The 21,130-nt window shown below is 58.0% G+C and carries 20 protein-coding genes and 1 tRNA gene; 12 read left to right on the plus strand and 9 right to left on the minus strand.

All coding sequences use genetic code 11. The features are described 5' to 3' along the window. Positions 1 to 18: 18 nt before the first annotated feature. On the minus strand, positions 19 to 591 hold the full coding sequence (locus HMPREF3149_RS02840; protein WP_070536455.1) for a YbhB/YbcL family Raf kinase inhibitor-like protein: 573 nt from the start codon (positions 589 to 591) through the stop codon (positions 19 to 21). Positions 592 to 844: 253 nt separating this feature from the next. Here HMPREF3149_RS02840 and HMPREF3149_RS02845 point away from each other — a divergent pair. Together HMPREF3149_RS02845 and HMPREF3149_RS02850 are read left to right on the plus strand one after the other, a co-directional pair. Continuing rightward, positions 845 to 930 (plus strand) — tRNA-Leu (locus HMPREF3149_RS02845). Positions 931 to 1,192: 262 nt separating this feature from the next. Further along, positions 1,193 to 1,462 (plus strand): hypothetical protein, encoded by a 270-nt coding sequence (locus HMPREF3149_RS02850; protein ID WP_042530816.1) that lies wholly within the window; start codon positions 1,193 to 1,195, stop codon positions 1,460 to 1,462. A gap of 64 nt (positions 1,463 to 1,526) precedes the next feature. Here the strand turns inward: HMPREF3149_RS02850 and HMPREF3149_RS02855 are convergent, their stop codons facing one another. Beyond that, positions 1,527 to 2,144: a DedA family protein gene (locus tag HMPREF3149_RS02855; RefSeq protein WP_070536708.1), complete on the minus strand. Its 618-nt coding sequence runs from the start codon at positions 2,142 to 2,144 to the stop codon at positions 1,527 to 1,529. A gap of 295 nt (positions 2,145 to 2,439) precedes the next feature. Here HMPREF3149_RS02855 and HMPREF3149_RS02860 point away from each other — a divergent pair, with 295 nt between their 5' ends. Both HMPREF3149_RS02860 and HMPREF3149_RS02865 read left to right on the plus strand, forming a co-directional pair. Continuing rightward, positions 2,440 to 3,180: a TVP38/TMEM64 family protein gene (locus HMPREF3149_RS02860; protein WP_042530814.1), complete on the plus strand. Its 741-nt coding sequence runs from the start codon at positions 2,440 to 2,442 to the stop codon at positions 3,178 to 3,180. Positions 3,181 to 3,217: 37 nt separating this feature from the next. After that, on the plus strand, positions 3,218 to 3,793 hold the full coding sequence (locus tag HMPREF3149_RS02865; RefSeq protein WP_042530811.1) for a MarR family transcriptional regulator: 576 nt from the start codon (positions 3,218 to 3,220) through the stop codon (positions 3,791 to 3,793). Positions 3,794 to 3,802: 9 nt separating this feature from the next. Here the strand turns inward: HMPREF3149_RS02865 and HMPREF3149_RS02870 are convergent, their stop codons facing one another. Continuing rightward, positions 3,803 to 4,645: a DUF3097 domain-containing protein gene (locus HMPREF3149_RS02870; RefSeq protein WP_141741445.1), complete on the minus strand. Its 843-nt coding sequence runs from the start codon at positions 4,643 to 4,645 to the stop codon at positions 3,803 to 3,805. 39 nt (positions 4,646 to 4,684) lie between these two features. Between HMPREF3149_RS02870 and HMPREF3149_RS02875 the strand changes: the two genes are divergently transcribed. Beyond that, positions 4,685 to 5,452, plus strand: a complete 768-nt coding sequence (locus HMPREF3149_RS02875) for a hypothetical protein (RefSeq protein WP_070536459.1) — start codon at positions 4,685 to 4,687, stop codon at positions 5,450 to 5,452. A gap of 30 nt (positions 5,453 to 5,482) precedes the next feature. Here the strand turns inward: HMPREF3149_RS02875 and HMPREF3149_RS02880 are convergent, their stop codons facing one another. The 3 genes from HMPREF3149_RS02880 to HMPREF3149_RS02890 form a co-directional block, all read right to left on the minus strand. After that, on the minus strand, positions 5,483 to 6,601 hold the full coding sequence (locus tag HMPREF3149_RS02880; protein WP_070536461.1) for a ferrochelatase: 1,119 nt from the start codon (positions 6,599 to 6,601) through the stop codon (positions 5,483 to 5,485). A 26-nt stretch (positions 6,602 to 6,627) separates the two neighbouring features. Next, the gene (locus HMPREF3149_RS13840) at positions 6,628 to 8,601 is read right to left on the minus strand and encodes a DIP1281 family NlpC/P60 protein (protein WP_070536463.1); all 1,974 of its coding nucleotides are present in this window, start codon (positions 8,599 to 8,601) and stop codon (positions 6,628 to 6,630) included. Between the two features lie 1,339 nt (positions 8,602 to 9,940). Beyond that, entirely contained in the window at positions 9,941 to 10,432 is a 492-nt protein-coding gene (locus HMPREF3149_RS02890; RefSeq protein WP_246819928.1) for an Rv1476 family membrane protein, read from the minus strand. A gap of 266 nt (positions 10,433 to 10,698) precedes the next feature. Between HMPREF3149_RS02890 and can the strand changes: the two genes are divergently transcribed. The 5 genes from can (at position 10,699) to HMPREF3149_RS02915 (ending at position 16,834) form a co-directional block, all read left to right on the plus strand. Beyond that, positions 10,699 to 13,515 (plus strand): aconitate hydratase, encoded by a 2,817-nt coding sequence (gene can / locus HMPREF3149_RS02895; protein WP_210385396.1) that lies wholly within the window; start codon positions 10,699 to 10,701, stop codon positions 13,513 to 13,515. A gap of 219 nt (positions 13,516 to 13,734) precedes the next feature. Further along, the gene (locus tag HMPREF3149_RS02900) at positions 13,735 to 14,304 is read left to right on the plus strand and encodes a TetR/AcrR family transcriptional regulator (RefSeq protein WP_070536467.1); all 570 of its coding nucleotides are present in this window, start codon (positions 13,735 to 13,737) and stop codon (positions 14,302 to 14,304) included. Between the two features lie 147 nt (positions 14,305 to 14,451). After that, positions 14,452 to 15,231, plus strand: coding sequence for a hypothetical protein (locus tag HMPREF3149_RS02905; RefSeq protein WP_070536469.1), 780 nt, complete (start codon positions 14,452 to 14,454; stop codon positions 15,229 to 15,231). Between the two features lie 86 nt (positions 15,232 to 15,317). Continuing rightward, entirely contained in the window at positions 15,318 to 15,983 is a 666-nt protein-coding gene (locus tag HMPREF3149_RS02910) for a hypothetical protein (RefSeq protein WP_141741437.1), read from the plus strand. A 71-nt stretch (positions 15,984 to 16,054) separates the two neighbouring features. Beyond that, positions 16,055 to 16,834 carry a hypothetical protein gene (locus HMPREF3149_RS02915; protein ID WP_070536471.1) on the plus strand — a complete coding sequence of 260 codons (780 nt, stop codon included), beginning with the start codon at positions 16,055 to 16,057 and terminating at the stop codon, positions 16,832 to 16,834. Here HMPREF3149_RS02915 and HMPREF3149_RS02920 read toward each other — a convergent pair. Further along, positions 16,831 to 17,520 (minus strand): NAD(P)H-binding protein, encoded by a 690-nt coding sequence (locus HMPREF3149_RS02920; RefSeq protein ID WP_070536473.1) that lies wholly within the window; start codon positions 17,518 to 17,520, stop codon positions 16,831 to 16,833. The genes HMPREF3149_RS02915 and HMPREF3149_RS02920 overlap by 4 nt on opposite strands. A gap of 79 nt (positions 17,521 to 17,599) precedes the next feature. Between HMPREF3149_RS02920 and HMPREF3149_RS02925 the strand changes: the two genes are divergently transcribed. Together HMPREF3149_RS02925 and HMPREF3149_RS02930 are read left to right on the plus strand one after the other, a co-directional pair. Beyond that, positions 17,600 to 17,869, plus strand: a complete 270-nt coding sequence (locus HMPREF3149_RS02925) for an ACT domain-containing protein (protein WP_042530788.1) — start codon at positions 17,600 to 17,602, stop codon at positions 17,867 to 17,869. Positions 17,870 to 17,884: 15 nt separating this feature from the next. Further along, positions 17,885 to 19,249 carry a PFL family protein gene (locus tag HMPREF3149_RS02930; RefSeq protein WP_070536475.1) on the plus strand — a complete coding sequence of 455 codons (1,365 nt, stop codon included), beginning with the start codon at positions 17,885 to 17,887 and terminating at the stop codon, positions 19,247 to 19,249. Positions 19,250 to 19,281: 32 nt separating this feature from the next. On the opposite strand, the gene HMPREF3149_RS02935 is transcribed toward HMPREF3149_RS02930, so the two are convergent. Next, a complete protein-coding gene (locus HMPREF3149_RS02935; RefSeq protein ID WP_042530783.1) occupies positions 19,282 to 20,019 on the minus strand; it encodes a DUF2785 domain-containing protein in 738 nt (245 codons plus the stop codon). A 127-nt stretch (positions 20,020 to 20,146) separates the two neighbouring features. Beyond that, positions 20,147 to 21,118 carry a nucleoside hydrolase gene (locus HMPREF3149_RS02940; protein WP_070536477.1) on the minus strand — a complete coding sequence of 324 codons (972 nt, stop codon included), beginning with the start codon at positions 21,116 to 21,118 and terminating at the stop codon, positions 20,147 to 20,149. Positions 21,119 to 21,130 lie beyond the last annotated feature (12 nt).

A 21,130-nucleotide genomic window follows, 5' to 3' on the forward strand; every position in this document is an offset into this window, starting at 1 on the left:
TGAGTTTAACGGGGATCCTTAATGAGCCTCGTACCAACCCCACGTAACTGCACGGCCCAGTGTATGGAAGAAGAGGTTGAAGCCCAACACAGTGGGCGTCGAATCAGGGTCGATATCCAACTTCTCCACGTCCACCGCGTGAACCGCAAAGAGGTAGCGGTGCGGGGCATGACCAGCCGGCGGCTGTGGCCCGTAGTAGGCACGCTGGCCAGAATCACCGCGCAAGCTGATAACGCCCTCGTGACCCAAATCTTCGACAGCGCCAGCCCCTGTCGGGAGTTCACGAACATCCGCCGGGATGTTGAAGGCTGCCCAGTGCCAGAATCCGGAACCGGTTGGTGCATCTGGATCGAAGCACGTGACGGCGAAAGATTTAGTGCCTTCAGGTACATCACTCCACGACAGCTGCGGGGACACATTCTCCGGTGCACGGAAACGCTCTGCAATTTCCGCGCCTTCCTCGATATCGGAAGAGGTCACGGTGAACGCGGGCACGTCTCCCAACGGCGCGTAGGGGTCGGGGCCCGGAAAGCGAGCGTCCGCAGCATAGTTCGGAGTGGAAGCACTGTTGTTGGATGTGTTGCTAGTCATATTTCCTTTGTACCGGACTTCACTTTTGAGCGCGGAAGATTTGACTGACGTCCTCAACACGACTGTTGATCCTCGCTTCTCGCCCTACTGGTCGCGGCACCGACTTCTGCTGACACACACGCTACTTCCATCGGTGTGTTTTAAGCCCTTCAATGAGGGCTTAAAACACGTAATAACGTGGCGATTTGTGTAGTGCACACGAATCGGGATACAGTATGCGAGTGCCCAGCCGAGAGGCTGAACAAACACCCTAGCCCGGGTGGCGGAATGGCAGACGCGCTAGCTTGAGGTGCTAGTGTCCTATTAACGGACGTGGGGGTTCAAGTCCCCCCTCGGGCACACTGTGAAGTCTCGAGACATCGTGAATACGATGGCTCGAGACTTTTCGTTTCACGCTCATCACGCAGTGAAACCGGGTCCTTTTGAAGGGACCCTCAACCCCCTTTTCTAGACACACTGAGTGCGGTGTGAAGCGTCGGGAGAAAGCTCTCCGATTAAAGGGCGCCACTGGGGATTGTTGGGACGGTACAGTAGATTGCGTTACATGGGCCACGAAGCTCGTGTCCCCCCTACCTATCCGTTCGTACCCAAGGAGCACCGGATGACGGTAACCTTTACTTACCTCGACCCTTTTACAGCACAGCGCAAAGTTATTGAAGCCCCAGAGGGCTCGGAGTATGTAGTTGTCAAGCGCCGCGGCGAGGCTGTCGTTGACGGTGAAGTCATGAGCTTTCATGCCACGCACGCAGAAGCCCGTGATGCTGTCATGGCAGGACTAACAGAAGAGTTCAAGACTGCGGTGGATAATGAGCCCATCTATGTCACCCATGCGCGCCTCCGTGGTGAGTTTGCTCGCTATGCCACCCGCTAGGCGCGGGAATAAGTTCTCACCACGCTCCGTAGCTTGAGCCACATAGGCCACGTTTGTGGAACGCTTAGGATGTTTCCACAGCCGTGGCCTTTTTCTTTCCCTCAATGTAGCTGTAAAGGCTCTTAATAACGATCGGCGTCACAGAGAGAGCAACGATGAGAAGCATGATCTTCTCAATCGAATCTGCGATGCCGGGGATGGTGCCAAGAAAGACACCGACCATATTCATGGACGCTACCCATGCGACGGCACCACTGACGTTCCACCCCACAAAGTTCTTATACTGCATCCCTGCTGCGCCGGCAGCGACGGGAACGAAGGTGCGAACAATCGGGACGAAGCGGCCGAGAATCAATGCGAGAGGTCCGTGCTTGCGGAAGAAATCTTCGGCTGATTTCAGGTACTCCAGCTTGAGAAGTTTCGCATCATCTTTAAATAGTCCGCGGCCCCAGCGGTGGCCAATCCAATACCCCACTTGGTCTCCCGCAACAGCCGCAGCAATGCCGACAAGTACAAGCAGCCAGATTGACACATGCAGGTCTTCCCGGAGGATTGCTGCGGTCACCAGCAAGGAATCTCCCGGAAGGAAGGGAAAAAGCACACCGGACTCCTCGAAAACTACTAGTGCGATGCCGGCGATAACCCACGGACCAAAGGCTTGCAGGAGGGTCGCCGCGTCCATGTATGACGCAAGGTGATGGATCGTGTTCACGGGGAACTCCTTGTGAGATGCTCGTCGAGATAATCGACGAAGGATGACGTGCGCGGACGACGAAAAGTAGTGCGTAGTCGCATGCACGGAGCTTTAATCAGTTAAGTATCGCTCCAGCGACCTCCACTTATAGCGATCAGAATCGGCATTGACAGATACTTAGTGCCAATCCTTCAGACAAGACACAGATGGTAGGAGCATTCCTCTATGCCGATAGATGGCGCAGTGACGCGCATGGTTGACGGCAGGTTAGGCTAAATACCTTATGAATTCAGGATGGGTAAACAGTTTCGGCGATTACTGTCGGTCGTTGATGCATTCCGCGTGGCACGACGTTCGCGGGTGGACGTGGCATCGTTGGGCCATAGTCACAGTTGCTGTAGCAGTGTCAATAGCGCTCGCAACGCTTGTCGACGTCCCATCCATCGGCGCTCTTCGCTCTTGGTCGGAGAACCTCGGCAGTTGGTTTATCGCAGCGTTCATCGCCGCCTATGTTTTCTTCACGCAATTTCCTATTCCACGAACCGTGTGGACACTGGCCGCAGGACTCCTCTTTGGGCCTTGGCTGGGACTCGGCATATCTCTGGTGGCTTTGACCATCTCTGCGACGTTGTCACTCATCATTGTCCGTAGTCTTCTTGGCGAGTGGATTCGCCCGCACTTGAGCCACCCAGCAGTAAATAAAATCAACGTCCGTCTCGAACGCCGCGGATGGCTAGCCATAGCCTCACTGCGCCTGGTCGCAGGAGTTCCATTTTCCTTATTAAACTATGTTGCGGCGTTGACGCCCATTCCCATAACCCAGTTTGTTCTCGCCACGCTCATCGGATCCATCCCCACAACTGCCATCGGTGTCTTCTTTGGTGATGCCCTTACAGGTCAAACCGATCCCCTGACCGTGATAGCGCTCATCGTAGCTGCCGCGCTAGGTGTGGCAGGTCTTGTTCTCGACACGCGCTTGCCCGCCACCCCAGGCGTGCAAGGTTCGGTCAAGCGCGAGGAGTAGACTTGGGCTTGTTTCACGTCGAAGGGAGTTCCCCACAGTGCTAGCAGTCCACGCGCGCTACCGCGGCCGTTCGGTGCGCCGCGCCGAATTGGTCCAACGTTCAGCCGCTGCCCTATCCACCTTGGATGGCATCGGTGAATTCGAGGTCCTAGGTGTGGAGGATATCTGCGCTGTGGCCTACTCGGCGTCCTCGATCTGCGATGTTGTCATGGCCCTCCTTGCAGATGGCGATTGGGCCATCGGAATAGGCGTTATCCCCGGGGAAGACGCCAGCGACAAGGAAACTCGCGCAGTAGCTACGGCTGCATTAAAAGGCTCTGCACGCGCCGGCCACGTTTACGCCAAGGTTGACCGCCGTGGTCGTGCAGCTGAGGCCAATGATATCGCGGCCACTTTTGCACTCCTTGGTTTCGTCCTCAACAAACGCACCATGGAAGGCCGGGAAGCTACCTCGCTAGTGCGCGGGGGCCTCAACCAGAATGAGGCGGCTGAGGAGCTTGGAATCTCCAAGCAAGCCATGTCCCAGCGCCTGCAAGCGGCCGGCTGGGCTGCTGAGACCGCCGGTTGGCAGCTCGCGGTTAACCTCATCGAGCGTGCCAACACGACGCACTAGACGCTTTCTTTATAGCAAGTCAGCTTTCGAGAGCTCCGGAGTGGTTACAAAGTCCACAAGCCGTTCAACCGCGCCAATCAGCGTGGAATCGAGATCTCGGAAGGAATTCACCGCGTTGTAGACGCGGCTCCAGCCTTCCTTCGGATCGGACCAGCCCACTCGCTGGCAGATCCCCGTTTTCCAGTCCTCGCCATAGGGAACCTCTGGCCAGACCCGCAGCCCAAGACGCTCCGGCTTAACTGCTGCCCAAATATCGATGAAGGGATGTCCCGTCACGAGCACGTGCTCGCCGACAGTCTGGGTCATACGCGTTTCTTTAGAGCCCTCAACTAGGTGGTCTGCCAGTACACCAACGCGGCGGCCGGGGCCCGGCTGAAACTCTGCGAGGCGCTCCTCTACGTTGTCGAGCCCTTCAAGGTATTCAACGACAACACCTTCCACCCGGAGGTCATGGCCCCAGACCTTTTCCACGATCGCGGCATCGTGGATTCCCTCTACCCAGATGCGAGAGGGAGCAGCTACCTTGGCCTCAAGATTTTCCACGCGACGCGAGCCTGAATTGGATTTGCGGGGTGCCTGCTTCTCTACGTAGCGAGTCAGAGTCACCGGCTGGCCTTCTACCAGAAACCCACCCTTGACAAGGTTGAACACTCGCTCGACACCGTAGCGGTCCTCCAGTCGTACCACTGGGCCCCAGGCCGTCTTGTCAACACCCAGGACCGCTCCTACGAAGTCATCTCCCCGTACCTCGACGACCATGCCTGGCTCTGCAGAAACCTCTGGGTAGTCCGGCTTCTTCGTGCGTGCGTGACCGGAGAAAATATCTCCGCCATACGGGTCTCGGGGATTCATGCTCATAGCGGTCTACCCTATCGTCTACACTGGCCAGCCATGGATATGCGCGCCGAGGTCTGGTCCCCTGTTCAAAATATCGCCGTATGGCTCGGAGCATGGCTCTGGGGCAAAGAATCGACGGATGATTTCCTCGACGCCATCGTGGAGCTCGGCGGTCAACAAACCGGTCCATACGGTGCAGTCTTCGTTGACCTTCTCGCTCGCCTTCGCCGCGAAACTACTGAGATCATTGATCGCCGTGAACGCGAGCCCCTGCTGCGCCTTGTTCTTTCCGGCCCCGGTGAGGCGCCAGCTCTGCCCGCCGGATCTGAATCCGCTGTCGCGGTAGCACATAACCCAGCCGGGGCCATTGTGGTGCGCACCAACGATCGGGATCACCACGTGGTTCTCGTTCCAGCCTATGCAGACGGAGCAACTATCTGGACTGCCATCGACGAAGACTCTCCACTGCCCGCACCGTCATGGTTAAGCCCGGGCGATGCCGATGCCCTTCTGAGCCGCGCAACTAACGAGTCGGCCGCGCTCATTGAGGCTACTGGCTACCGCAGCGACGTTCTCCCGAATCCTCGACTAACAGTGGGAACCCTGAGTGATTTCTATGACACCCCGGGGTTGCCCTCGGCAGTGCCTGAGCGCGCGGCCAAACTGTTTGCGCGTGCGGATCGCGTAGCCGCCATCATCGAAACCGTGACGGACCGTATCAACGATCACAGCCTCGATCCTCAGCTTCTCAGGCTCTGGCGTCACATTCGTCAAGCGCGAATGGCCGGGGTGGCCTACGCACTCAGCGATTTTGCCCGGTGAGCTGGGTACGCAGGTAGGTTTCCTGGATGCCTAGTCTGCCTTTTTCAGCGACCAAATATCGCAGCAGCCTTCAGCGCACGGAGCACCGTTAACGGTGCAGCCCTGCACGGTGACGTTGCCTAATGACTCAGGCTGTGAGCCCTGTTCTAGCTCATCCACAAGGTCGATGATCAGTGATGCGAACCGTTGGGAAGGACCTGCGGTCCGGGTGCGGTGCACACTGACACCCATCTCATCGGCGGCATCCTGCAACTCTGAATCGAGATCCCAGATGACCTCCATATGATCGGAAATGAAACCGATCGGGCAGACCACTACAGCTTCAATGCCATCGTTCTTATGAATCTCGGTAGTGTGATCGACAATATCGGGCTCAAGCCATGGAGTGGACGGGTTCCCGGAGCGGGACTGCCACACGAGGTCGTACTCCTTGACGCCGGCGGCTTCGGCGACAAGTCGAGAGGCTTCTGCAACCTGACGAGAATAGATGTGTTTATCGCCTTCAGCGCCTCCTACGGAGTCATGAGCCGTGGGCACCGAGTGCGCAGTAAAAAGCATGCGCGTCTTCGGTAGCTTTTCCTCCGCTACTTCCGCGTAAGCCTCACGGACCGCGTCCGCCATCTCGCCCACGAACTTCGGATGATCGAAGAATTGGCGCAGTTTAGTAAACGTGATCTCAGGGTATCCCTTGTCCGCGACGTAGTCACGCAGTTTGGTGATGTCCTCATCATACTGGCGGCAGGCACTGTATCCTCCCCAGGCCGACGTAGCGAACACTGCGACGTTGCGAACCCCGTCTTCCGCCATCTGGTCGACGGCTTCTGTGCCGAAGGGGTGCCAGTTACGGTTGCCAAAATACACGGGTAGATTATGTCCGCGATCTTTCAGCTCAGACTCGAGGTTGGCAATGATATCGCGATTGAGGGCGTTAAGAGGGCTAACGCCGTCAAAGTGGAAATAGTGCTCGCCCACTTCTTCCAAGCGCTCGCGCGGGATGCCTCGCCCGCGGGTCACATTCTCCAAAAACGGGACGACCTCCTCGTTTCCTTCCGGGCCACCGAAAGAAAGAACGAGGAGGGCGTCAAAAGTGGAGGGTGCTTGGCCAGTGCCGAAGCCAGCACCGGGGGCCGTACGCTGTGTTTCAGTCATGCCGCCCAGTTTAGCAACGCGCTAGTCTAAAGTAGGCGCACGGCATACGGGGACATTCCGCCTTGCCGTACTGGGGTGATGCTGACATTTTGACCGGACTGTGGAGCCTCAACCATGGTGCCATCACCAAGGTAGATCGCTACGTGCTGGTTGCCACTGGGGCCATAGAAGATAAGGTCACCGCGTTCCATCTCGCTGGTCGGAATCTTCTCACCCTTCTGGTACTGATAGCCGGTGTAGTGCGGTAGAGAGATGCCCACGCCGGCGAAAGCATAGAGCACGAGACCGGAACAATCGAAGCCAATCTTGTTGTAGTCGCCGTGAGAGTCAGCGACGCCGCCATCGCGAATACCCTGGGTCGGTCCGTTTGCGTCGCCGCCACCCCATGCATAAGGAACGCCAACCTGAGAAGTAGCGCGCTGGATGACGGTTTCTATCTTCGCCTCACGGGAAGCATCACCAAGCTTGGAAGTGGCCTTGTCCGTGATGCTATCGGTTGTTTCGAGTTCCTCGAGAACGTCCGACACGTCAGAGGCAAGAGAGTCCTCATCTTCGAAGTCTCCTTCACCACGTGTGCCCCACGAGTTCGACGTAGATTCCGTGGAGGTTTCCTCGGATGTCGTTGTGTCTGCAGTGCTTGCCGACGCCTCTTGGTTCGATACCGACTGCGTCGTCCCCGTCGCTGACTGCTCCGATTGAAGGGCAAAGAGCTTCGATGACCCCTGGGCTAGTGCATCGATTTCATCGGGAGTGAGACTGTTGCTGTGGCTGGGTTGGGACGCTGCCACAATGGAGGCAACGCTACCCACGACGCCGATGCCCAAAGCGACGGTTTCGGGGTCAAGTGATGTCGGATCAAAGGAACTTCCTCCCGCATGCTCCTTACGGTCTGCAGACTTCGAGGACAATTCCTTCACATTCGGATCGGACGACAAGGTATCCGCTGCGCTAGAGAGCTCCTTCATCTGCTCTGGTGATACCGAAGGGCTGGTTTGCTGCGCTTGGAGCGTACGGTTGCGGGCCTCAACTGCGGTCGGCCCCTCGGCGACAGTAGATTCTTCAGTTGCGACGGAAGCTGGAGCGCTGGAGGACGCCGAAGGCTCCTCAGACTTCTTTGCCTCCTCAGTCGGCTGGTCTTCCGCGGCCGGGTCTTCTGTGACCGGTGCCGTGGTTCCATGGGCACCCTGATCCGCTTCGGTCAAGCTCTCGCCCTGGACGTTAGGTCCAGTCGGGACGGTTGACTTTTCTTCTTCGTCAACGCCCTTAGCTTGATTTAAAGCCTCATGGAGCGATGTAAGCTGAGAGAGCAACTCGACACGCTCGGCTGCCGATTCTTCGATTGACGCTTCAGAGTCTGTAAGCGTCTGGCGCGCTGAAGCTTCCGCCTCAGTGGCCTGCTCCTCACGCCGTTCAGCAAGTTGTTGAGTCTTCCGAAGCTGAGACTCCTTGTTTGCCTTCTTGGTTCGTTCCTGCTCGAGCTGGGCTAGTACGCCCTGCTGCTTGTCGGATTGCGAACGGAGAAGAGCCTGGCGCTCAAGCATGTCGGAGCGAGCGTCTTTGCCGGCTGCACGAGAGACCGAGTCAGAGGTGTTTGCTCGGCGGTAGGCAGAGCGTGAAATATCGTTAAGCTTTGCTTGAGCCTGAGCTACCTCGTCCTCTGCCAGGCCCAGTTGCTCGCGGGCCGTCGTCGTGCCGCGACGCGCCTGTTCGGCCTTCGTGCGAGCATCATTGAGATCAACGAGCGCTCGGTTGACTGCCTCACGGTGTGAGCCAATCGCGGCCTCGGCCTCAGCAATGCGTTCCTCTACCTGAACGATGGCCCCTGCAAGGTCTGCGATGGATGGGTTGTCAGACGACAACAGCTGCTTGATGTTGAGTTGCTCTGGTTCCGCCGCTATGGCTGGCGTGACTGATGAGACTGTAGACAATACGGCTGTGGTCGCGATGGCAGTAAACGCTGCCTTAAAGCGACGAAAGCCAAAGGATGAAGTGGTGGCCACGAGAAATATCTCCTCGACACCTACCCAGTTTCCTACCTGCCCTAGGCGCGACAACAATAGCGCACGCTCGACCCGAGCGCCGGTTACTGCGACACGGGAGAGTCAAGGACAACGGATACGGGGGCACTTCCGTACTACATGCGCTTCTTGAGCAATTCTTTAGGGAAAGAAGGGCATGCCAAAGGAGGGAATGGAGGTCGTCCGGTGCGGACGCACTCATCTGAGACCCTGTCAAAAGCGTGGTTAAGCTACAGCCAATCGGGGTGTACACCAACGCTAAGACCCGGACCATATTCGCGAGGCAGCAATAGGAGCCTCACCCATGGTCCCGATAGCGAAAGGGGCACACGTCACTCGAAGGCCATCGCGCTGGGAGGTTCCTCCTCGCCGAGCGCCCCGCGCATAAAGCATCCTCCTCCGCTGCGCGCGGAGAATGCCCCTATGGCTGGCACCCGACCGGGAACCGACAGGGCGAGAAGCCGCGGCACTTCTCTGCACGGAGCGCACAGGAAGCGAAAAGGAGCCTCTCCCATTCGGAAGGTAGGTGTCTTGTTTTGAAAAAGTCGAACACTGGTACCGACTGCGGCGAGGAACCCGTAACGCTGCGTGCTTGTGAAAGCACGGCGCTCATTTGCCAGACGGTGAACCTCAACTGCCGTATTCGCTCGTGGCGTGCTTCCCCACATACCCGTGCGTCGTCTCAGTTGAGAGTCAAGGCTTGGCCCATGAACACATGAAGCAAGAGTCAACCCGTGAGTCGATACGTGAACCATACGTCACCGACACGCCATTCCGCACACTTTCCTCATTTTTCACATGAGTTAAGTCCAGCCACAGGCCCTTACAGAAGTACCTAACCTGCAATGATTTTGTTACCAAGGTGTGATTGTGACGTTCCTCACATAGCTGTAACACGGCCCGTACCAGCTCAATTTTCATCCAGGGCGAAGCGGCAGTTAGTCGCAGTTCATGCTTAATTTGGGCTGCCGACGCGGGATCTATTTGACTCTTCCCTCAAGCCTGTTCGACAAGTCTTGAGCCTTGCCCGCCTTTCAGCTGAACGACGTCGGGTGTCGATTGAATCCGGCATCCCGGCCACTCGTCGGGCGGGCAGTCCCCGAACGCGGCACAGCGCCAAAACCACTCCCCCACCCTCAAAGTAAAGCCTTAGTGGTTGACTCGTTCGCCTCTTCCCCACTCTCCCAGGGTGGCCGAATCACTCGCGCAAGGCGCATGGCCACCCCGCTGTCCCCGATGAAATCCCCTCGAAACGTTACTTTTGAACTTCAAACTGTCTGTCCGACTGTAGGACAGTTTGAGCACAGATCTCGGCCACGGATTAGTGTGAGATGAACCGGTGATCGTGGGCGGCGCTTCGGAAAGCCATAGCGCCCGCCAACACCGCTAGGCAGAAAATTGTTCCCAGGATGGCAAGCCATGGCGCCGAGAACCCATCGGCCGCTGTGTAGAAGTCATTGAGGAGTGTGACCTGATCGAGGCCTGGGGGCAGCGAATCCTCAGCGGCTTCGAGCGCTGCCCGGTCATAGGAGTTACTTACCGCCGACACCTTCATGGGGGCTTGAAGGATGACGGTGTCGAGACCAGTCTCCTTTTGTAGGGCGGTCGCTAGATCTCGTAGATCGGGAATCTTTTCAGGAAAGACATCAACGACCGCTACCCCGTGATTGGGACGGAGGGACTCGGCGATGGGTTCCTGGAGGGCGTCGTCAAGCGCCAGTTCCGGATTAGAGAAGGCTACGCCATCTTCCGAGAGCTGCTCGGCGATGTTATCGACGTCTACGCCAGCCGGGATCATGAGTCTCTCCTTCATCTCTGCCCGCCTGAGCCTAAACCGAAAGGCTCTGGGTGAAGCTTGTGACGCGCCGGTACCCCCGAAATGGATGAAACAGAACGCCCGTACTGTTATAGTGGCACCAACCGTGGGTTCCAACCTCTACAATGGTTTAGGAACCTTCGCGTTCTGAGAACGTCGATGCGCCGAACTCCTCCGGATGCCGGCATCACCTCGATGAGCTCGATGAACATGTTAAAGGTGTTCGACAACCCACAAGCGAAAACCAAGGAATGGAGCTCCCTGTGACTGAAAGCCTGAACTCCTTCGGTGCCAAGAAGACTCTTGATGTCAACGGTAAGTCCTACGACTACTTCGATATCAACGCGGTCGAGGGCCTGGAGAAGCTGCCGTACTCCCTCAAGGTGCTGGCTGAAAACCAGCTGCGCTACGAGGATGGCAAGAACGTAACCAAGGACCACATTAACGCTTTGGCGAACTGGGATCCGTCCGCTGAGCCGGACACCGAGATCCAGTTCACCCCGGCCCGCGTCCTCATGCAGGACTTCACCGGCGTCCCCTGTGTCGTTGACCTTGCCACCATGCGTGAGGCCATTGCCACCCTTGGTGGTAAGCCGGACCAGGTGAACCCGCTTAACCCGGCAGAGATGGTTATTGACCACTCCGTTATTGTTGAGGCCTTCGGCTCCTCCGACGCTCTGGAGAAGAACGTTGAGATCGAGTACGAGCGCAACCAGGAGCGCTACCAGTTCCTGCGCTGGGGTGCTGAGAACTTCTCCAACTTCCGCGTTGTGCCTCCGGGAACCGGTATTGTCCACCAGGTCAACATTGAGTACCTCTCCCGCGTCGTCTTCGACAACGAAGGCGTTGCTTACCCGGATACCTGTATTGGTACTGACTCCCACACCACCATGGAGAACGGCCTGGGCATCTTGGGCTGGGGTGTCGGCGGCATCGAGGCCGAGGCTGCCATGCTGGGCCAGCCGGTCTCCATGCTTATCCCGCGCGTCGTCGGTTTCAAGCTCACCGGCGAGATTCCGACCGGTGTGACGGCTACCGATGTTGTTCTGACCATCACCGAGATGCTCCGCGAGCACGGCGTGGTCCAGAAGTTCGTCGAGTTCTACGGCAACGGTGTGAAGTCTGTTCCGCTGGCTAACCGTGCCACCATCGGCAACATGTCCCCAGAGTTCGGCTCCACCGCTGCGATCTTCCCGATCGACGAGGAGACCATCAAGTACCTCGAGCTCACCGGCCGCCCGCAGGAGCAGATCGACCGCGTAGAGGCCTACGCCAAGGCTCAGGGCATGTGGCTCGAGCAAGACGCTCCGGAGGCTAAGTACTCCGAGTACCTCGAGCTGGACCTGTCCACTGTTGTTCCGTCCATCGCTGGTCCGAAGCGCCCGCAGGACCGCATCCTCCTTTCCGAGGCTAAGGAGCAGTTCCGTAAGGATCTGCCGACCTACGCTTCCGGTGACGTCGTCGCTGACGAGACCACTCTCGCCGCAAAGCGCATGACCTCCGAGGGTGGCGACGAGAACTCTCTCGTTGACGTCACTGGCGGTCTGAACAAGTCCCGCGCTGGTGAAGGTGAGTCCGCTGCCAAGGGCGGTTCCGGCCGTCAGTCCAACCCGGTGACCGTCACCTCCCCGAACGGCGGCGAGTACACCCTGGACCACGGCATGGTTGCTATCGCATCCATCACCTCCTGCACCAACACCTCTAACCCGTCCGTCATGGTCGGCGCCGGCCTCATTGCCCGCAAGGCAGCTGAGAAGGGCCTCAAGTCCAAGCCGTGGGTCAAGACCATTTGCGCTCCGGGTTCCCAGGTTGTGGACGGCTACTTCCAGCGTGCAGACCTGTGGAAGGACCTGGAAGCCCTGGGCTTCTACCTCTCCGGCTTTGGCTGCACCACCTGTATCGGTAACTCCGGCCCGCTGCCGGAAGAGATCTCCAACGCCATCAACGAGCATGACCTGGCTGCTACCGCAGTCCTGTCCGGTAACCGTAACTTCGAGGGTCGTATCTCCCCAGACGTCAAGATGAACTACTTGGCTTCCCCCATCATGGTTATCGCTTACGCTATTGCCGGCACCATGGACTTCGACTTCGAGACCCAGGCGCTGGGCCAGGACCAGGACGGCAACGATGTCTTCCTTAAGGACATCTGGCCTTCCCCGCAGGAGATCGAGGACACCATCCAGCAGGCTATCTCCCGCGAGCTCTACGAGGCTGACTACGCTGACGTCTTCAAGGGCGATGACGCATGGCGCAGCCTGGACGTTCCGGAGGGTGAGACCTTCGAGTGGAACGAGGACTCCACCTACATCCGCAAGGCTCCGTACTTCGACGGTATGCCGACTGAGCCGGAGCCGGTCGAGGACATCAAGGGCGCACGCGTTCTGGCAAAGCTCGGTGACTCCGTCACGACCGACCACATCTCCCCCGCCTCCTCCATTAAGCCGGGCACCCCGGCCGCTCAGTACCTGGATGAGAACGGTGTGGAGCGCCAGGACTACAACTCCCTGGGTTCCCGTCGTGGTAACCACGAGGTCATGATGCGCGGTACCTTCGCCAACATCCGCCTCCAGAACCAGCTGGTCGACGTTGCTGGCGGCTACACCCGCGACTTCACCCAGGACGGCGCACCGCAGGCCTTCATCTTCGATGCTTGCGAGAACTACAAGGCTGCTGACATCCCGCTGGTCGTTCTGGCCGGCAAGGAGTACGGCACCGGTTCCTCCCGTGACTGGGCTGCCAAGGGCACCAACCTGCTGGGTGTCAAGGCCGTCATTACCGAGTCCTTTGAGCGTATCCACCGCTCCAACCTCATCGGTATGGGCGTTATCCCGCTGCAGTTCCCGGAGGGCGAGTCCCACGAGTCCCTCGGCCTCGACGGCACCGAGACCTTCGACATCGATGGCATCGCAGCCCTCAACGAAGGCGGCATTCCGAAGTCGGTACACGTCACCGCCACCAAGGAATCCGGCGAGACCGTCGAGTTCGATGCCAAGGTTCGCATCGACACGCCTGGTGAGGCCGACTACTACCGCCACGGCGGCATCCTGCAGTTCGTGCTGCGCCAGATGGTCAAGGCCTAAGAAGGCTCAAGCCGCTTTGAGAGCCCACCAGGTGGGCTCTGCATAGCTCAGCGGAAGGCCGGCTAGCAACGAGATGAGTGCTGGCTGGCCTTTCTTTATCCACAAGGCTTTCCATTTACCGAGTCGTTGGCATGTAGTTCCCTACTCGGTTCCCCTCCCTTACCCGCTATCGTTGCGGCAGATTCGTGCCGCGCTTCCTTCCAAGGAGTTTGTCCAGCCATGCCGATTATGAGCGATTCTGAGCTCAACCGCCGCCGTAACGACATCCTCGTCGGGGCGAGAAAATGCTTCGCAGAGCATGGCTATGAAGGCGCCACAGTCCGCCGATTGGAAGAGGCCACCGGAAAGTCGCGAGGCGCCATCTTCCACCACTTCGGTGATAAGGAATCGCTCTTCCTCGCGCTGGCTCGGGAGGATGCCGCCCGGGAGGCGGAGGTCGTGGCAAACAACGGTTTGGTCGAGGTGATGAGCGAAATGCTCCGCCACCCTGAGCGCCACGAATGGCTCGCCACCCGCCTAGAAGTGGCCTCAATGCTGCGCACCGATCCTTCCTTTGCCACTCGCTGGCGCGAGGAACAGGAAGTCCTTGGCAAAGCCGTGCGCGCCCGCTTGGAATCCAATGCTGAGAAGGGCCGGCTACGCGACGATGTCTCCATCGACACCTTGGTGACCTATCTGGAGACCTTTATGGATGGATTCATTAACCGCCTCGCACTGGGTGACACGTCGAACTTGGAGCAGGTTCTTTTGTTGGTTGAGCAGACAATCCGCGGAACGCGCACGCAGTAGTTGCACACTGTTTCCTCGTTATGGGCACTGTGTCCTCATGACGCTGTCAGGCATGGAGGTCCACCCACACACGATTTACGGGTACTGCTCCCCCAGGGGCCTGTTGTACATAGCCCACAGGGTTTTACTACCGCTAGTCTGTGAGGTATGACTCATTCTCCTATCCGACTGCCGCGCACAAAGCTCAAGATCTCAGATAAGGCGCGAGCTTACCTTGCACCAGAGGAATCTCAAACGCATGATTCCCAGCCAAATCGGGAAATCGACCGCAGCGGTATCAGAGAGGCCATTGACTCCACTGGCTTGCCACCGGGCCGCGCAAAGGCAAGCGATGTGCTCGCAGGATTATTCCTTGGTTTCTTCGGCGTAACCGCGGCTTTCCTCGCACTTATATTCGGGTTTGTAATCTTCATTTCTGCTGGAAGCGACGAGGGAGATAGCTCCGGTATAGTGCATGGATTCCTAGTTTGCGGGGCGCTCGCAGTCTTGTTTGTCGGTCTTGCCATTCTCGTTGTACGAAGTGAGAAACGTAGTTCCAAGCGCATGTCCATTGCCTGGAAAAACGGATGGATCGAATACCGGCCGGCACTCATCGGGGAATTGGTGTTGCATCGGCGCAGGAGGAATGACGACTCAACAGATCATTACTACAAAGCTCCACTACTAATTCTTCAACCAGATGGCTCAATGCCGAAAGCATGGTGCGCCGAATTTGTCAGCGCCAATCCCAATTGGCTAAAGATGCGCGGTTTCACCGTGGCGGATGGCCCGCTGGTTGCCACGGTGGACTTCAACCATAGCAACGGTTGGCATGTCGTTGCCTACCGTGCTGACGATCCCAACCCCACTCCCGCGCTTCAACACGGGCTCAGCAAAGAGCAAATGGAGGCTGTCTTGACCTTCGCCGAAAATTCATGGGTGAAGTAGGTCGGATGTTCCAGAATTCACTCGCACCTTTCGAATTTCAGAGTCATTTCTATTCTGACCGAATTATCCCGAAGACCAGGCGGTCCGTGTCCTCTCCTAACCCGGCACCCGCAACGCCCGATGTCGCACGAGCTGTCTACGCCGCCGGCCCTTTCCCCGGAAAATCAGCGCTCAATAAGAAATCATTGGTGGGGCGTGCCATCCTTGTGCTAATCCTCGCAGCTTCCGCCACTGCCCTAGTCATGGACGATGAAGTCATCATCCACCCGGCGATTTCCTGGGCCATCAAACTGCTCTTGTCCGCAGCGTTCATTGTGGGAGTACACGACCTTGGGAAATCAATCCGACGCAACACTTGGGGTGCGCAGCGCGTTCAACTCGCCGCACAGAACGGATGGATCGAGTATTACCCAGCGCTTGTAGGTGAAATCTGGAACACTGGCACCGTCGAACATGAATATGATCCGACGGAGTATTGCTACCGGGCCAAAGCGAGACTGTTTTCCAGGGATGGTTCGAGCTTCGACATCACTACTGAAGCCTTTCTTGACAACCGTACTCCTGAGGAATGTGCTCGCATGGGCATCGCGGTGGTCGACGATGAAGAAGACGCACAGTTTGAGCGAGTGAACGGTTGGTACCTAGCAGGTCACATAGCCACCAAGCCGCTTAGTGAAGCCGGCTTCTTGCACAGGCTCACGGAAGGTCAAGTGCGGGCTGGGATCACTGCTTCACTGCGTGCTTCGTCATGAGGACCATTTCTCCACGGCGAAGCTCCCCAGTCAGCACTAAAGGTGTTGGCTTCTCAGTTAGTGTGCGAACTATGACACAATCCCCCATCACTCTGCCGCGCACCAAGTTGAAGCTTTCGCCGCATGTGCCGAGAACTCTTGCAGCTCAACAATCTACAGCCGATGTATCTCAGCCAAATCCACATATAGATCGCAGTGGTATCCGCGAAATCATCGATGGCGCCGGCCCCAGCCCGGGACGCGCCCTCCTGGAAAAGAATTCCACTGGACTCATCACCGGAATACTCGTCACTACCGTCTTTATCATAGGTCTCGCGATAGCTGCGGCCGCCTTTGCGGTGTACTCGGAGACGAAGGCAGCAGGACCCGTCATTCTCATCAGCCTTCTCATTTTTGTCGCACTTACAGTATTCCTTGTCGTTGCTTCTGTCCGCGGAAAGAAATCGTTGAACCGCACGGTGAAAGGCATGGATAACACATGGAAGAACGGATGGATTGAATACCGGCCAGTGCTCATCGGCGAGCTAGCCTTGGTGCGGCAGAAGGACGACGGCGACACAGTGACGTACTACTACACCGCACCGCTTCTGATGTTGCACCCAGACGGGAGCATGAACAGGGTTCCTTCAAGCCAGTTCACTAATAGGGACCCAGCGTGGCTGAAGGCGAAAAAATTCGCTATGGCCGACAGCCCACAGACGGCCACCGTCGACTTCACTCACAATAATGGCTGGGATGTCGTTGGCTACCGTGTGGACCTTCCTAACCCGGAGCCCCAGTTTGGGCTCGGGCTCACTAAGCAGCAGGTAGAAGCAGTTCTCTCCTTCGCAGCGAAGAATTGGGTGCGCTAAATATCCTTAACGCTCCCGTCGCCGTCGATGAACTCCAGCGGAGAGGACGGCAGTGTCTCGCGGGTGGCCACTTCGGTGACAACGTCGGCTACCAAATCGCGCGATGTCTTCATATCAGCAGTGCGCTGCGAATCCTCTGTGAGGACGGTAATGCCCTGCGCTGGCTCCTCAGTGAGAGCAGCTGGGCCAAGGATGAGGTAGTTCAGGTTAGTGGAATTTAGCTTATTGTCCACTGCCTTCTTGGACTCCACGTAGGCATACCACTTTTCGTCAGCAGGATCGGTGGTATTCGTCGTAGCCCCCATGTAGGAAATCATGATGTAGGCAGGAGTGTTCTTGCCGGCGGCAGCAAGCTTCTCCAGACCCGCAATCGATGCGAGCGCAGCATCGCGGTCCACTGCCCAGGTGACGTCAGCGCCTGCGCGGCCACCGTTGCCAGCGCCCCATACAACGACGTCATACTCGCCTAGGAGTTCAGCCCACTGTTCCTCAGAAATCTCAGTGAGATCGCGCAGAACCGGTGTGGCTCCACTCGCCTCAATATCAGGAACCTGGTTGGGATTACGGATAAGGGAGTGGACGTCCACGTTGGCGTCGACAAGCTTCGGCGCCGCCAGCAATCCCACCTTGCCGTGGCCGCCAATGTAGAGAACCTTCTTGCGTGCAGTAGTTGTCGTATCAGTCATGAGCGCCACCGTACGCCCCTGCACTCGATTCTGCATGACCCCTGGGCAGCGCGAAAAGCCCACAGGATACAATCGAGTCATGATCGCCATCATGACTGTCACCGGTGCCGACAGCACCGGCATCATCGCCTCCGTGACCACTGCTCTTGCTGAACTCAACGTCAACATCATTGACGTCTCGCAGACTCTCATGTCTGGGTACTTCACCATGATCCTGCGCGTCGAGTTTGCTGAGAACATTGTGTCTATCCAGGAGATTCAGGAGCGGATGAACACGGTAGGAGAATCCATTAACCAGTCCATTCGTGTGCAGTCCGAAGCGCTGTTCACTGCCATGAACGAGATCTAGGGACGATAACGAGTCATGCTTAATCGTTTCAATACCGTCAGCATTCTCGACACTATCGAGATGATCGAGAAGTACCGCCTCGACATCCGTACAGTCACTATGGGCATGTCGCTCCTCGGCTGCACGCGCCCCACCATGGAGGCTACCGCTGAGGCCGTGTACGACCGCATTACCACCCGAGCTTCTCAACTGGTCGAGGTCTGTGAAGGCATCGAGGCCGAACTCGGCATCCCCATCGTCAACAAGCGTATTTCTATCACCCCAGTATCGCTCATTGTCGCAGGCGTGGACGGCAACCCTGTCGACGTCGCACGCGCTCTCGACCGCGCTGCTACTGAGACCGGTGTCGACTTCGTTGGTGGCTACTCTGCCCTCGTTGAAAAAGGCGCGACAACCGCAGAAAAAGCTCTCATCCGCTCCATCCCGGAGGCACTCGCAGAGACCAACTTGGTGTGCTCCTCTGTGAATATCGCGTCCTCGCGTGCCGGCATCAACATGAATGCTGCGGCACAGATGGGTCACATTATTAAGGAGGCCGCCGAGCTCACCAAGGACCGTAGCGCTATCGGCTGCGCCAAGCTCGTGATCTTCGCCAACTCCGTGGGCGACAACCCCTTTATGGCAGGTGCCTTCCACGGCATCGAGGAGCCGGACTGCGTTGTCTCCGTGGGCGTGTCTGGCCCGGGTGTTGTGGACCGCGCGCTGGGTTCTCTGAAGGGCGCCACCCTCAATGAAGTTGCTGAAGAGGTCAAGAAGGCTGCCTTCAAGGTCACGCGTGCCGGCCAGCTTGTCGGTTCGCTTGCGTCAGAGCGCCTCGGCGTTCCATTCGGCATCATCGACCTCTCGCTTGCTCCGACTGCGGAGCTGGGCGATTCCGTGGCCCACATCTTGGAACACATGGGCCTCGATCAGGTGGGAACTCACGGCACGACGGCAGCTCTCGCGCTGCTGAACGACGCCGTCAAGAAGGGCGGCATGATGGCCTGCTCCCGCGTGGGTGGTTTGTCCGGTTCCTTCATTCCGGTCTCCGAGGACAAGGGCATGATCGACGCGGTGCGCTCCGGCGCCATCTCCATTGACAAGCTCGAGGCCATGACCTCGATCTGCTCGGTGGGCTTAGACATGATCGCTATCCCGGGTGACACCTCCGCAGAAACCATCGCCGGCATGATCGCCGATGAAGCCGCCATTGGTGTGATGAATCATAAGACCACCGCAGTGCGCGTCATCCCGGCCCCGGGCACCAAGGCTGGCGACGAGGTCAACTTCGGGGGCCTATTGGGCTACGCCCCAGTCATTCCGGTTAACGAGGTAGGCAACGCCACCTTCATCAACCGCGGTGGTTTCATCCCCGCGCCGGTTCACGGCTTCCGCAATTAAAGACGCAGGATTCTCTCTTCCTTCAGGGCGAATCAGGCGCTGGCGTTGCGAAGTTGCTTTTCCAGTCCGGCGAGCAATGGCAACGCTAGCTGTGCGCGGTCGGTGTCAATCCCCCAATCCTCCGCTTCGCTGCGCACCATGCGCGCTGTGGCATTGAGAAAGTGCGCGAAGTTTTCCACGACAGCGCGGTTGCCATTGCGAACACCTTCCGTCAAAACCGTATCACTGAGCCGCCCGGTCCAAATCTCGAGCATGTGCGGTGACGTGCTCTTGGCTATCGTCGTGCACGCAGCACGAGCCAGCCGCCATCCTTCATCGTCGTGCCACACGCCACCGGGCGCGCGCAGACGGCACGAGATAATGGCTGCTCCTTCGACTGCCGGGATAACTCCGAGACGCACACAGGTTTCTACGTAGTCGGCGCCGTGGCCGACGGCCATGATAGGGCCAATGTCTTTGACGAAGCCGCGGGTGTCATCTTCTGTGACGTACCAAGCGCGGAAAGTGAGGTAGTCCTCGTAATGGAAGTGGCTGGATTCAGCCAAGACATTCAGAATGCGGGTAGCCATCGACTTGGTCCACACCTTGTCGGTGCGCAGGTAACCAGTCAGGCGCTCACGGATCTGATCCACGTGGTCGTCCCACTCCCCTGACTCAATTCCTTTCTTGAGTTCCGGGTAGGCCCAGTCCACACGGATATCGGGCCGTTTGCTCACCAAACCTGTCAGTAAAGGTTCAATGACGGTATCTACGGTGTCGGCGGTGCTCATGTCCTTCTTCCTCTCTTGCCCAGCACGGCGGGGTCTTACCACTGGCAGACCCTGTACGTGGGAGACGGAAGAGACCCAAGAAATAGAGTCTTGAGCGGTTCGTGATTGTGCCACCGATTCTAGCGCACTATAGGTTTTCCTGACGGCCCATTACCGCGGCAGCGCGAAGGAACTCGCGGTGTGCACTATCCACATCGACGGCCGTCACCAGGCTCGTGTTGGGCTCATCGCCCCACCGACCTTCGAGGTCCGCCACACTCGTGCCGCGCAGCCACTCCGGCTCGGAGGCGACTCGAACAGTAGTGGATGCCGTAAAGAAGGGGACCTTATTGAGGGCGACCATGCAGGTCAGAAGATCATGGATCTGGGCTTGATACCCAGCTCCGTGCGCTTCATGGAACTCGAAGTAAAAGCGCATCACCTCCGGCAGAATTTTTGCCGTTGGATGCTGCCCTAAAGCCTTGAGGAGCTGATCAAGCCGGGATGGACCAATCAACATCGTTTCAGTCACGTTGAGGGTGCACAGCGTTATGCGCCGCGATGCGGACGCAAAGAAATCACGTGCGGCGTGCGGATCGACCCAAAAATTCCATTCTGCGGTCGGCGTAGTATTACCGGGATAGTTCACGGCGCCGCCCATGACGGCCACGTCCGCAAAAGAGGCATACTCAGCACGATGCGTGGCGGCGAACTCAGCGGCGTTGGTCAGCGGGCCAGTCACGATGAGCAGTGCGCCGCGCCGAGCGGCAGCTGACCAGATATCAGTCCAGTTCGGTAACTCTTCTTCAGTAGCTGTCGAGGACTTTTCCGGGACCGAGAGGTACCCCAGACCACTGTCTCCATGTGTTTCCGGGGTCGTGACGAGCTCTACGTGTTGAGGTTTGGGTAGCCCGGCAGCCACCGGAATATCCCCAAGACCACACAGCTCCATGATGTAGGCAGCGTTACGCGCGGTCTGGTCTATTCCGACGTTTCCGGCAGTGGTGGTGATCCCCACCAGTTCCACCTCCCCGGCGTGATGAAGCGCCGCGAGGTAGATAAGAGCGAGAGCATCGTCGATACCGGGATCACAGTCAAGAAGGACAGGCTGAGCAGTCATGCTCATCAGCCT

The organism is Corynebacterium sp. HMSC05E07, from assembly GCF_001807225.1.
Classification (GTDB): Bacteria; Actinomycetota; Actinomycetes; order Mycobacteriales; family Mycobacteriaceae; genus Corynebacterium; species Corynebacterium singulare.